This window comes from Vibrio sp. 1978 (assembly GCF_033344345.1).
In genome coordinates, this window is sequence record NZ_JAWPOP010000005.1 from 26,137 (window position 1) to 38,384 (window position 12,248).

Sequence of the window (12,248 nt, forward strand, 5' to 3'; positions counted from 1 at the left end):
ATGAGCCAAGAGTTTATGCGCCGCGCATTGGAAGTGTCCAAAAATGCGCTTCCTGAATGTCAACCCAACCCGCCGGTTGGCTGCGTGTTAGTGAAAGACAATCAAATCGTTTCTGAAGGTCATACTCAAGCGATTGGTGGCAATCACGCGGAAGTGGAAGCGCTGAATGCGTATCAAGGCTCGTTAGAATCGGTGACGGCATACGTTACGCTGGAACCGTGTTCGTTTGTTGGTCGCACGCCAGCTTGCGCGGTGACATTAGTCAAATCCGGCATAAGCAAAGTCGTCGTAGCCATATTGGACCCCGACCCACGCAACAGTGGTCGAGGTATCGAGATTCTAAAACAAGCAGGTATAGAGGTAGAAACTGGTTTATGCGGCGAGGAAGTCAGCGAGTTTCTTACCCCTTACCTAGGCAAAGCCTAATCCAAGCTTTACGTTGCACTATGGTGCCAGTTTATGTGGTGAATGAAGTGCGTCAAAATTGAGTTAAAACTCATTAAAACAAGCGATACCGCCCATTTATTGCACTTGGCTACGTGAAGGATCATGCTGTTAGATTAAAATAGAGAAAGTGACTTTTGAAAAATTTAATAGCATGAAACCGACCGACCTTAATCTTATTCCCATTTTCACTGCCATCTATGAAGAGCGTAACTTGTCTCGGGCGGCGGCGCGTTTAAACATCACCCAGCCTGCGGTGAGTAAAGCGCTAGCAAGGCTACGTGATATCTACGATGATCCATTGTTTCATCGTTGCGTTAAAGGTGTCGAGCCTACCTCGTTTGCGATGGATATTTATCCTGCTCTTCTAGCTTCAGTACAAAATTTCACTTCGACATTATCGGCCTCTAGTGAGTTTGACCCTAAAGTGTCGAATAGAGTGTTTTCTATTGCCTGTGTGTCCGTTGCAAGTTTTGAGTTGCTACCTCAAGTCATGAAACAAATCCGTGTGTCGGCGCCAAATGTTGCATTAGAAGTACATCCGCTTTTTACGGAAGATTTTGAAAGTGATCTGCGGTTACAACGATACGATTTGATCATTGATATCACACCAAGAGCAAGAACGGTGCTAAAACTGGAAACTGTACTTACGGAGCGTTTGGTGGTGGTATGTAGCGAAGCGCATCCACGCCTGAATGACGAGATTACGGCTGAACAATTTTTTGAAGAAGAACACGTAGTGGTTTCGCAGTGGCAGAGTCGTAAGAGCTTGTTAAACGCCGATGACATTGTCGACTTGGATAAGAGAAAGATTAAGTATCGAGCCTCAGGCGTACTAGAAATGCTCCCAATTATTTGTGGTAGTGAATACATTGGTTTAATGCCAGAGTCGATGATCAACTTGTTCAATAACACCTATCATGTTAAATCTTTATCAATGCCATTTGATGAACAAATGTATGAGCTTTGCACAATCTGGCATCCTAGTCGCACAAACGACAGCGCCCATCAGTGGTTGCGTTCACAGATTAAGCAAGCAGGAAAAGTCATCAACCAATAGGAAGTGCAATGAAAAAGACAATACGTGCCATCCTTAACGGAAAAAAAGCTGGGAATTCAGAGTTAAGAGATGCAATCATGAAAATGAGAGAAAAAGGCATCGACGTACAGGTGCGTGTGACGTGGGAATCTCAAGACATGCCGCGGCTAGTGAAAGAAGCGGTTGCTGAAGGCATTGAACGTATTGTTGTCGCTGGTGGCGATGGGACTGTCAATGAGGCGGCTTCTGCGATTATTCAAATTGACGAAGTAAAACGCCCTGAGTTAGCCATTATTCCCCTTGGTACTGCCAATGACTTTGCTACCGCTATTCAAGTACCTAATTCCATTAAGGCGTCTTTATCTCTTGCTGTTGAGGGGCAGTCCGCTTTGGTCGATTGCGTCAAAGCGAACGATCGCTGCTTTATTAACGTGGCAACAGCAGGGTTTGGCGCAGAAGTTACAGCAGAAACGCCTGTTGAACTCAAAAACTTTCTTGGCGGTGGAGCTTACACGCTAACTGGTGTTGTAAAAGCACTTGGCTTTAAACCATATGACGGAACAATAACGATTGAAGGTGGTGCGTATCAGGGAGAAATGTTGCTCGGTGCGTTTTGTAATGGGCGCCTTGCTGGAGGTGGGCAAGAGTTAGCTCCAAAAGCGATGATTAATGATGGGCTGATGGATCTAACATTGGTGCGCCCATTTTTACCTCATGAGCTGCCTAAAGTAATCGACGAGATCAATAACCCGAGTGAGAAAGGAGAGTTTGTGAAGTACACAAGAGCAAGCTGGTTGGAGATAGACTTCCCGAATCCATTACCTCTTAATTTAGATGGAGAACCCTATCATTCGAGAACCATTAGATTTGATGTTCAGCCTAAGAGTATACGATTAGTCGTACCGCAAGATTGTCCTTGCTTGACTAGCTAAACGAGCGTTCTCCATGATTATTGCTTAACACAGCCACTAAAATGTGGCTGTGTTGCTTGTGTTGAGGTATCGTCAACTTCTTAACGTTTTTGAATGGTCTCAACGTCTATCTGCGTAGTTGTCCAATCTGAGTCAACCTCTCCTCGAATCATTACGGTATCTTTTGGTGTCACTTCTTGACCCATCCAATCTTCGTTGTCGATCTCTACTTCGATCTCACCAGTGTTGTCTCTGAACAAGTAAGTCTCGTTACCAAATGATTGAACAATATGCCCGGTTAGCACTACAGCGCTGTCGTCGGTTGCGTTGCGCGCCTCTTTCACCGTATTGATTGCACTGACTTCTGGACCATTAAACGCTGCGAAAGCCGAGCTTGAAAGTAGGGCAAGCATGGATGTTAACAATACTCTTTTCATTATCATCTCCTTATATTAGAAGTAATAAGTTGTGCCTACGTTAAAGGATGCAGTGTTTGCGTAGCTGTCTAGTTGGTATTTAGCGTTTGCGCCAATGGTGAGCTTTGGCAACACTTGGTATTCCGCGCCCACAGAGAACATTGCGCCTAACTCGTTGTTTTTCTCCGCGCTATGGAAAAGCGTGTTGGTCATTTCCACATCGTCGTTCGTGACAAGTTCGTATTCTTGATGTTTAGAAACCTTGGCATCGTATTGCGTGTAAGTTAAACCCGCTTTGAATTTTGTTGTCCATTTATCATTTAATGCATAGTTAAACACAGGAGCCAACGACACTTGCTTGGCTTTGATTGACGCATCCCAATCCATTTCATGATGGTAATCTTTGCCATCGATTGACTTGATACCTAGGTTTTTTGAACGACTATCATCAAGGTCAAACTGGCTGTAACCCAGTTCCAATGCCCAGTTGTCATTAAATGCGTAACCGACAAAGCCTGAGAAAATACCGTCTTCAAGCTCAGGGTTGAGTGTTACGTTGTCAGTTGAAAAGTGAGGTTCCAAATCATGGTCAGTGGTGCCTAGTCCATATTCCAGACCTACATAAGGAGCCGCAGATACCGAAACTGAGCAGGTAACAAGTAACGCAAGAAGTGTTTTGTTCATTTTATTTTGCCTCTTCAAATCAACTTAGTGAGTAGAAGCGCATTTTGTGTGAAGAAGCGTGAAGCGATCGTGAAGAAACGAAAAAATGTTTAGAAAAAAGAGCAAGGGGCGATAACCGAGGGGCGGTTTGAGTGAACAAACACCAAGCTCTTTATATAGAGTAAGTTAAGTTGCTGCGACGTAACACACCGCAAACGGGACATTAAGGCGAGTAAACTCTTTAATCCAACGCCATTGGTTGTCTTGGAGTTTATCGCCCGGCCCTTTTACTTCAATCCATTCGAACTCGTTTCCTTTAAAAGCAATCAGATCCGGCATCCCATTGCGGTAAAGCTTTAGGTCACTCAATTGTATTTTAAATAGCGCCATCAACATGTTAGTTGGGATAGTGTTGAGTGCTGTTTCGAGTAGCTCTTTACTTATTAAGTTCCAATGTACAAATGGATTACTGATGCCAAACTTCTCATCGTATTTTGTCAATAACATCTGGGTGTTGCCCGCTTCTAGTTCGGCAAAAGCGGTGTCTATCAAAGCTTGGCGCTTGGTAACAAAATCCGAGTGATATAAATCTAAAGGACGGTGTTGATAAGCGTTAATGAATGCCCCTTCAATAGGAGCAAAAATCGCATCCCAAAAAGTGAGACCAAGTAATGCATTAAGCAGTGCATTTTCGGCGTAAAATACAGTCCAGCCTAAGGACTCAAAATACGTTTTGCTGGCGAGTTCGACTCTCTGTTGAGATAAATCCAGTTCAAGGCGGTATTCCGTACAGGTTGGCTTCGTCACTCTTGGCACTTTCTCGCCTTGTTTTCGTTTTAACCGTTGCTCAAGTTTTTGTGCAACTTCGAGCTCAGACACATCGATCGGTGAGTTAAGCATATCTGTGACAATGTCACAAAATAAATCATCATGGTTTAATTTGTCATAGATACGTGCGCGTCGTTCTCGGCTCGGTGTGAGTTGAGTTTGGCCAAATAGAGATAGGGCGGTCTCTAGATCATTAAGCCGTTCGTAATCACGTGCTATGTCATTCAACATGTGCTCGCGTTTACGATCTACGTAACGGTGTTTAACGGGCTGAGGCATTGCCTCAATTAATAAGTCGAGATTGGCTTTGTCTTTTCGGTCAAATTGCCAGTACAGGTTGGCCAACTGGCTCAGTTCAATTAAGCGGTCTATTTGCTCACGTGAATCAAAGAAACGGCGCACTTTACTCAATTGATATTGCTCGAACTGATGCAAACCTAAGTCATCAAGCACAAACTGACTTAAGTCTTGATGGGTGTTGGCAAAAAACAGAGTGAGTAACACGTCAATCATATGAGCAGAATTGAGTTTGACGATCGTAAACTCAAGCCGCTCTATACGATCAAATTCCGCATTACTCAAACGTTCGACAAGGGCGTCTTTCTTGAGTGATTTCGGCAGTTCGGGATAAAGCGTGGAGATTTCTGGCTTGGTCAGTAAATTAGCCGCTAACCCTTGATGAGAAAGGGGTGGGGAAAGGGCTACAAACTCATGTTGACTCAATTCTGCCAGTGCTTCATTGATAGAAGGTATTTCTGGATAACTCAGCTTATCACTTCGAAACCAACATCCCTTTCGGCTGTATAAACGTACCAAAAGGCACTGGGCGTGTTTGCTCAAAGAATCAAACGAGCAAAGCCATGCGTGTTCTTCCTTGGTCAGTAAATTGCTGTACCAAGTTACTGCGTGATGAGTCAGCTTAAAGAAGTTCTCTAGATAGTAGTCTGGTGCAAGTTCGATAGGGCTTTCCATAAACGACCGATAACAAAAAAGGCTTAACCCATAGGTTAAGCCTTTTTGCTATCAAATCAATTCGCAATTATGCGTTTTTTAGCTGTGCTACTTTCGCATCAGACAATGGCTTAGTGATGAACGCAAGTACGATACATACTGCCATCATTGCTGAAGAAATTGTGTAAGCCAAGGTGTAGCCGTCGCCATTTGTCATCGAGAAACCAACAACCGCTGCGCCGATTGCACCACCGATACCCCATGCTGTGTAAAGCACGCCGTAGTTAGTGCCGTAGTTTTTCAGACCGTAGAACTCAGCCGTTAGAGTAGGGAATACCGCTAGAAGTGTGCCGTAACCTACCGCTGCGATTGCTGTACCGATGATCAGTGTAAACTCAGAGTCGAACGTCGCGAACAGCACCATGTTTACGCCTTGTAGAACGAACGCAAGTAGAAGCGTACGAACACCGCCGATTTTATCTGCAAGCATACCCGCGGCAACACGACCGCCAGAGTTAAATACAGCAAGAATAGACGCTAGGTAAACCGCGTTTGGCAAGTTTGCTTGAACGCTTGCGATTGTCGTGATGTTACCAATGATCATCAGACCAACAGAAGCTGCAAACGCGTACATGATCCATAGAGAGTAGAACTGTGGCGTTTTCAACATTGCTTTCCAAGTTAAGTCATCTGACTTTTTCACCGCTTTAGGTGCTTGGCCTTCTTTTACTTTAGGCTCCGCAGGTGTGTAGTCTGCTGGTGGGTTGTTGATGGTTGCTGCAAGAGGAACCGCAATCGCTAGGATACCAACACCAAGAACCATAAAGCTAGTTTGAATGCCCATGCTGTCTATTAGCGCAGAAGTTACTGGCGCAAGGTAAATAGCCGCTAGACCAAAACCTGCCGCAATAATGCCGTTAACCATACCTTTCTTCGAAGCGTGGAACCACTTCATCGCAGAAGGTGATAGGCATGCGTAACCAAAACCGATACCTGCACCTGTGATCACGCCGAATGTAATGTTCAACATTAGTGGAGAGTTCACAAAGCCAGAAGCGATCATGCCCAGACCTGTAAGAACAGTACCTAGGATAAGGATCATTCGAGGGCCCATGCGGTCTTGAAGAATACCTGCAATAAGAAGACAGATAGAGAAAGTGATGGTTGCAGTTGCGTAAGGTGCAGAAGCTTCTGCAGCACTCCAGCCTGATTCAGTTACCAGTGCCTTGTTGAATACACTCCAAGCATACAGGATGCCAAGACAAAGGTTGATACAGAACCCTGCTAACAGGATGCGCATAGCTTTATCAATCTTGCTCATTTTTATTCTCAGTTTTTCCTCTTATTGGCAATGCCGCAAAGAAGGTTGGTTTAAAGATGTTTTTTCTCAAAATTAGTTTGCGTTTTTCAACGTTTAACGCAATGAGCGCGGATTATAACCAATAAATATGTGATTGGAATCTCTTTTTACGGTTACTGATAAAATAATTTGCAACATTAAAAGTGGATGTGAATTCATGGTTTTGTATGTAGTAAGAACGTTGTAAAAAAGTGATATTTTTTGTTCGCTAATAACGAATGATGAGTCAAGACAGAGAGGTTTTACGCTGTTGAGTGCACAGTTCACATTTCAAGTAAAAAATTTCAAAATGTTTCTATGTTAACCATCTGTAACAAAAATGGCGAATTTATCATCTAACTGTCGTAAGTATCAGATGCAAAGGGTTTCTTAATTTTTAATTGTTAACCTTTTGTAATAATTGAAGCTGATTAGCTTTTATGTTCATTAAGTGAGCAAAAAAGTAACTTGTAATTGCTGATTTTAGGCGCAAAATATAGTGAAAAATGAGTTTTCATTTATGAAGGGATGCTTTTTAGATTTGTTGTGAGGTGACTTATGAAACTGTTCCTATTACTCATGGCTTCGGTATCCGCTGGTATCGCATCAGCAGACCACATCCATTCATTTATGTTGGGCTTATCTATTGCTTCTTTAGCGGTAGGTAGCTGTTATTTCTTCGCATTTCGCAGCTCGCGCTTTCCACAGCTTGCTTTATTCCTACTCATTTGCGGTATGCTTTCTAAGTTGACGATAACCGTAGTCGGTGTGATGTGGGGAATGTCCGCGGAATTAATCACGTCTCCAATCGTATTCGCACTTTCATATTTATTCTTTTCGCTTGCCGTTACCTACTTATGGTTTAGCTACAGAGAGAGCATCACTAAGATTCCTGACCGATTTAAGTCAGCGTAAATCAACACATTAGAATAAAAAAAACGCCAGCACATTTGCTGGCGTTTTTAATTAAACGTAATTTTGTTCGGATATTGCTTTTAGTTTGATCGTGGCAATACCGTTAGGCACTCATTGGAACAAGCACCATAGTACCAATAATCACCGTGATAAGGCCTGCTAGAACTGGAACGGATGTGCGTTTTACAACCTCAAACGGGCTGATGTTTGCCATACCTGATGTCGCAACGATTACGCCAGATACTGGTGAGATAGTACGGCCTAGGTTTGATGCTTGAAGCATCGGGATAATTAGGAAAGCAGGGTTTAATCCCATTTTCGCAGCCAAAGATGGTGCTAACTCCACGAACGCATAAAAAGGCGCGTTACCCGAACCCGTTGCAATTGCTGCTGCAACTGTCAATGCAGTTAGAATAAGCATTAAAGCAACGCCGCCTGCACCAGCATTATCTGCTAGATGAAGTAGGTTATCGATAGCTCCGATAGACATCAGACCTTGTGCAAAAACCCCTGCGGCAACCAAAAGCATCACAACGCCTTTGAACGCGTCAGCCATGCCTGCGTAACAAGAATCTAAATCTTCTAGTGATTTCTTACCATCGAACTTATTTACAACATAATGGATCAGAGCTCCAAGGAAAATCGAACCAACCACAATAGTGTAGATGTCTAGACTAAGTCCTGGAATGGTACGACCGTTGAATAGGAAAACGCCGATGATAGGTAGAAAAGGAAGAGCTGCATAAAACGCTGGTGCGTCAGCTTTGATCTCTGATACATCAATTTTTTCCATTGGTGTATTTTCTTTCTTATCTAAGTATTTGTTCCAGAAGAACGCTGCCGCTGCCATGACGATGATTGCGCAAATAGAAACAGGCAACACAGTTTGTACCGCAAACACATCAAGCTCTAAACCAGACTTTTCTGCTGCGATAACAACATCACCAGAAGTAGGAGAAAGGATGATTGCCGCTGGAGAGGCACACACTGCAACGGCTGCTGGACGAGAAATGCCCATCGCGACCATCATTGGGAATAATGTCGCCATTAATAGTACGCCAAGGCCTGTTGCAGAACTTACCGCAAGAGACATTAAACACGCCACAATGTAAGCCGCTACCAAAAGGACGTAAGGAGACTTGATGACAGAAAGCGGTTTAGAGAACTGTTTCACTACCACGTTGTTCGCGCCGATATGAGTCATGTATGACGCAAAACCACAAAGCAGCATGATTTGCATACCAAGACCGCCACCGCGGTATTGAAGCATGTATTTCACGTATTCAAGCGCATCTGTCACCATGTTACCAGTTGAGGTGATTTTTGACGGCAGCACGTCGTGCCCCAAAACGCCAGTCATAAGAAGTAAAGCAATACCAGCTGTCAGTAACACGCCTGCAGCTTTATAGCCTTTGACAATAAAGTAACCCACCGCAATGGTAACCACTAAGCCAATTAAGAGCTCTAACATAGGGATCTCCGAATGTTATGTAAAAAAGAAAGAAACTGTTTCAGTTTATGACAAGGAATTTACAGAATTCTTAGCTGTGGCACGAGACAAATATGGGGCTTGCATGATCTGAGACAAATAATAATTTAATAAATAATTTCGTTAGATTGTATTGTTGGAATTTGGTTTTCTAAGTGTTATGTGCTGGTTTGAAGCTATTTATAGGAAGGAAAATATGACTAGGAAAGTGAATGAATAATGAGTGAATTGATTCACAATAGGAAAAAGACTTTACTCAATAAGCAATTATTGGAAAACACTCTTCACAACAAAAAAGCTTCGCCGAAGCGAAGCTAAGTAATCGTAAGAATGAGGATAAACTATGCGTATCGACGAACCATAAGGTTCCAACTACGCTGCTGCCGTTCGAACTCTGCTTTAATTTGCTGATACTTCATTTTTGTTACAGAACATTCGTATTTTTTTACCACACTGGCAGTTTTGGCACCGAGTACTTCTTTGCGCATCTCGTAGTATTCCTGCATGTGATGAACTAAAGTATCAAACTCTTGCTGTAGCTGATCGAGGATCGTTTGCGTGTTCGGTTTAGATTCTAGCTTTTCTCTTGCTTTCTTCAAAAGTTGACTCGCACGGGCTTTTTCAATTCTAAATGTAGGCGTTGTGCGCAACTTAGATGTGAGTCCTAGCCAAGAACATGACTTTATCAACCACTTCGTTGGGTCGTAATGCCACCAATACACGCCATTGCGATAGTCATTCTCGAAAATATGATGGAAATTATGGTAACCCTCTCCAAATGTGAAAAAGGCGAGTACACCATTATCGCGAGCAGTGTTTTTGTCTGTGAAAGTTTGCTTACCCCAAATATGTGCGAGGGAGTTAATGAAAAAAGTTGTATGGTGACTCATAAAGAGTCGAGCTGCACCAACGACCAATAACATCCCCCAGATATCACCGTAGATCAGTCCTAGTATGACTGGGAAACCAATATTAGTCAGTAGGGCAAGTGGAACATAATACTTATGCTGCCACATGACGATTTTATCGCGCTTTAGGTCACGGCAGTTTGTATATTCGTTTTCCTTTGATTTATTGTAATCACGTAACATCCACCCAATGTGAGAATACCAAAAACCCCGCTTGGCTGAGTACGGATCTTTATCGTTATTGTCGACATGTTTGTGATGCACACGATGATCAGAAGACCAATGTAATGCACTATTTTGCAAAGAAAATGCTCCTCCAATCGCAAAAATGGCGCGCAAAATAGGATGAGCTTCGTATGTTTTGTGGCTCCAGAGACGATGATAGCCTGCTGTAATAGAAAGGTTAGTAAAACTAAATGCAATCACTCCCCAAATTAGATGTTCCCAACCCAGCCCAAAATGATATGCATACCAAGGCATTACAATAAAAGTTAGAACAAAACTGGCAGAAAATATTAATGTATTCAACCAGATAACAGGTGGTTTGTTTTGAGTCACAGGTGTATCCCTAACTTTGAGCTAACAACTGTTCGCCAGAATATCAGCGTACACATGTAAGTCAAATTAAAGTTAGACAAATGTGACTATTCCTTTGGGTGTAGATTAAGGAACTTGATGGGATATTTTGCTTTTAATTGAATAATGAGTAGTATTAAAAAATGAGCTCTGGCTTAAGGTGTATAAAATCTGCCAAGAAACAAGAGTTATAAAGGTGGAATATACCGAGACTCTATAAAGAAGCAAAAATGTAAGAAAATAGGAATACGTAATGGATTTACGATTAGCGGAATATAAGGACTACGAGCGCATTGCGCATCTTCATGCGGATAGCTGGAAGCGTCATTACCGTGGCATTCTTAGTGATAACTATCTTGAGAAAGAAGCGATTGACGACAAACTACTGATTTGGCAAACCCGTTTGACCAACCCACCATTCAATCAGCACATTGTCTTGGCGGAGGAGGGAGGTTTGCTACTTGGCTTTGTTTGTGTGTTCGGCAACCATGATTTCGAGCGTGGAACCTTTATTGACGCATTGCATGTTGATGACAGTTACCGTGGTCGTGGGATTGGTAAGCAGCTATTACTTGCTGTCGCAGAATGGCAACAGCAGTACTTTAAAGACACAGGTCTTTATTTAGAAGTTGTGTCGCAAAACATTTCTGCGATTGAATTCTATCGCCACATTGGTGGTCAAGAGGATCAAGAGCGAACTTGGCGCGCACCTGATGGCAAAGAGGTGTTAGAAAAAGTATTCCGTTGGAAGAACGCCCAGTCATTAGTTAGTGGGATTGAGGAAAACGTGATTTACTCCTAACCTAGCGTTCTAAAACATTAGATAAGAGCAGTCTCAACACTGCTCTTTTTTGTTTATGCACCCTAACGTTATGTTTTATTGAAAGCTTTCTAGAAGTTAACCCCCATGGCTTTTAGTTCGAGCTCACATTGCTGAGCATTTTCAAACTGAATAGCAGCCATGCCAACTGCTTAGGCACCTTCAACATTGTAAGGCATGTCATCAAGAAATACTGTCTCTTCGGGGTTAAGCTGATACTTTGAAAGTAGAGTTTGGTAGATCTCCGCTTGTGGTTTTAGTAATTGAACTTCAGAAGAGATGATTGCTCCATCAAACAGTGGCCAAAACTCATAGGTAGTACGAAGATGTTCCACAATTTCGTTGATGTTGTCTGTGAGCGCATATACGCCATATCCGGCTCTTTTTACTCGTTTTAACAGCTCTATACTGCCGTAAAGTAATATTTGAGTGTGTTTTACATAATAAAAGAAGCGGTCCATTTCTTCCGTCGTTACTTGGTGTTCACGTTGATAACGCTGTTTTGCTTCCCTTTCGGAGATCGTCCCTTTATTTAAATCTTTCCAGATTTGTGATGAAAATAGCATCTGAGCCATTTTCTCTGATTCTACGGAACCACCAAATGTTAAGCGAACGATTTCTACTGGAGACCAGCGTACCAACACATTACCTACATCAAAAATGACATTTTTTATCTGGACAGAATTCATAACACACCCCAAGCCAATTGTTCTTCACCACGCTATATGCGGTGAGTGCTGTTTTTGAATCGTTGGAAAGTCGTGCCAAAGGCGCGACTTAAGTTTCTTACACAAAATGAGATTAACATCCAATTGGATACAGAGCGATTATCGCAAAATTGCACTAAACTATATGCAACTTTGTTTATTTGGTTGTAAATCAAGTGTAGCTGTCTTAAAAGATTGAAACTAAAGATAAGTATTGCGAGCTGTTTACGTCATTTCGCGCT

At 42.6% G+C, this 12,248-nt stretch carries 11 protein-coding genes and 1 pseudogene; 5 read left to right on the forward strand and 7 right to left on the reverse strand.

Annotated features, from left to right (window positions below; genetic code table 11):
• From R8N49_RS06715 to yegS, 3 genes are all read left to right on the forward strand, one after another.
• On the forward strand, positions 1 to 426 hold the full coding sequence (locus tag R8N49_RS06715) for a bifunctional diaminohydroxyphosphoribosylaminopyrimidine deaminase/5-amino-6-(5-phosphoribosylamino)uracil reductase RibD (RefSeq protein ID WP_005376542.1): 426 nt from the start codon (positions 1 to 3) through the stop codon (positions 424 to 426).
• Positions 427 to 598: 172 nt separating this feature from the next.
• Positions 599 to 1,504, forward strand: a complete 906-nt coding sequence (locus tag R8N49_RS06720) for a LysR family transcriptional regulator (RefSeq protein ID WP_005376541.1) — start codon at positions 599 to 601, stop codon at positions 1,502 to 1,504.
• Between the two features lie 8 nt (positions 1,505 to 1,512).
• Complete coding sequence (gene yegS, locus R8N49_RS06725) at positions 1,513 to 2,415, forward strand: lipid kinase YegS (RefSeq protein ID WP_186585371.1); 903 nt, start codon at positions 1,513 to 1,515, stop codon at positions 2,413 to 2,415.
• Between the two features lie 80 nt (positions 2,416 to 2,495).
• On the opposite strand, the gene R8N49_RS06730 is transcribed toward yegS, so the two are convergent.
• From R8N49_RS06730 to R8N49_RS06745, 4 genes are all read right to left on the reverse strand, one after another.
• Positions 2,496 to 2,831, reverse strand: a complete 336-nt coding sequence (locus R8N49_RS06730; protein WP_186585370.1) for a YgiW/YdeI family stress tolerance OB fold protein — start codon at positions 2,829 to 2,831, stop codon at positions 2,496 to 2,498.
• A 15-nt stretch (positions 2,832 to 2,846) separates the two neighbouring features.
• Complete coding sequence (locus tag R8N49_RS06735; protein WP_186585368.1) at positions 2,847 to 3,494, reverse strand: AcfA family outer membrane beta-barrel protein; 648 nt, start codon at positions 3,492 to 3,494, stop codon at positions 2,847 to 2,849.
• A gap of 165 nt (positions 3,495 to 3,659) precedes the next feature.
• Positions 3,660 to 5,273 carry a VRR-NUC domain-containing protein gene (locus R8N49_RS06740; protein ID WP_186585366.1) on the reverse strand — a complete coding sequence of 538 codons (1,614 nt, stop codon included), beginning with the start codon at positions 5,271 to 5,273 and terminating at the stop codon, positions 3,660 to 3,662.
• A gap of 67 nt (positions 5,274 to 5,340) precedes the next feature.
• Positions 5,341 to 6,573 carry an OFA family MFS transporter gene (locus R8N49_RS06745; RefSeq protein WP_053349165.1) on the reverse strand — a complete coding sequence of 411 codons (1,233 nt, stop codon included), beginning with the start codon at positions 6,571 to 6,573 and terminating at the stop codon, positions 5,341 to 5,343.
• A gap of 576 nt (positions 6,574 to 7,149) precedes the next feature.
• On the opposite strand from R8N49_RS06745, the gene R8N49_RS06750 reads away from it, so the two are divergent.
• A complete protein-coding gene (locus R8N49_RS06750; protein WP_005376535.1) occupies positions 7,150 to 7,506 on the forward strand; it encodes a hypothetical protein in 357 nt (118 codons plus the stop codon).
• 103 nt (positions 7,507 to 7,609) lie between these two features.
• On the opposite strand, the gene dcuC is transcribed toward R8N49_RS06750, so the two are convergent.
• Complete coding sequence (gene dcuC / locus R8N49_RS06755; protein WP_005376528.1) at positions 7,610 to 8,977, reverse strand: anaerobic C4-dicarboxylate transporter DcuC; 1,368 nt, start codon at positions 8,975 to 8,977, stop codon at positions 7,610 to 7,612.
• A 359-nt stretch (positions 8,978 to 9,336) separates the two neighbouring features.
• Positions 9,337 to 10,461, reverse strand: coding sequence for an acyl-CoA desaturase (locus tag R8N49_RS06760; protein ID WP_104976143.1), 1,125 nt, complete (start codon positions 10,459 to 10,461; stop codon positions 9,337 to 9,339).
• Between the two features lie 271 nt (positions 10,462 to 10,732).
• On the opposite strand from R8N49_RS06760, the gene R8N49_RS06765 reads away from it, so the two are divergent.
• The gene (locus R8N49_RS06765) at positions 10,733 to 11,281 is read left to right on the forward strand and encodes a GNAT family N-acetyltransferase (RefSeq protein WP_005376525.1); all 549 of its coding nucleotides are present in this window, start codon (positions 10,733 to 10,735) and stop codon (positions 11,279 to 11,281) included.
• Positions 11,282 to 11,370: 89 nt separating this feature from the next.
• Here the strand turns inward: R8N49_RS06765 and R8N49_RS06770 are convergent.
• A pseudogene (locus tag R8N49_RS06770) lies at positions 11,371 to 11,988 on the reverse strand (HAD family hydrolase).
• Positions 11,989 to 12,248 lie beyond the last annotated feature (260 nt).

What these genes read in the sequence shown, in the direction of transcription:
- R8N49_RS06715 (WP_005376542.1), top strand. Translation starts at nt 1, where the DNA reads ATGAGCCAAGAGTTTATGCGCCGCGCATTGGAAGTGTCCAAAAATGCG.
- R8N49_RS06720 (WP_005376541.1), top strand. Translation starts at nt 599, where the DNA reads ATGAAACCGACCGACCTTAATCTTATTCCCATTTTCACTGCCATCTAT.
- yegS (WP_186585371.1), top strand. Translation starts at nt 1,513, where the DNA reads ATGAAAAAGACAATACGTGCCATCCTTAACGGAAAAAAAGCTGGGAAT.
- R8N49_RS06730 (WP_186585370.1), bottom strand. Translation starts at nt 2,831, where the DNA reads ATGAAAAGAGTATTGTTAACATCCATGCTTGCCCTACTTTCAAGCTCG.
- R8N49_RS06735 (WP_186585368.1), bottom strand. Translation starts at nt 3,494, where the DNA reads ATGAACAAAACACTTCTTGCGTTACTTGTTACCTGCTCAGTTTCGGTA.
- R8N49_RS06740 (WP_186585366.1), bottom strand. Translation starts at nt 5,273, where the DNA reads ATGGAAAGCCCTATCGAACTTGCACCAGACTACTATCTAGAGAACTTC.
- R8N49_RS06745 (WP_053349165.1), bottom strand. Translation starts at nt 6,573, where the DNA reads ATGAGCAAGATTGATAAAGCTATGCGCATCCTGTTAGCAGGGTTCTGT.
- R8N49_RS06750 (WP_005376535.1), top strand. Translation starts at nt 7,150, where the DNA reads ATGAAACTGTTCCTATTACTCATGGCTTCGGTATCCGCTGGTATCGCA.
- dcuC (WP_005376528.1), bottom strand. Translation starts at nt 8,977, where the DNA reads ATGTTAGAGCTCTTAATTGGCTTAGTGGTTACCATTGCGGTGGGTTAC.
- R8N49_RS06765 (WP_005376525.1), top strand. Translation starts at nt 10,733, where the DNA reads ATGGATTTACGATTAGCGGAATATAAGGACTACGAGCGCATTGCGCAT.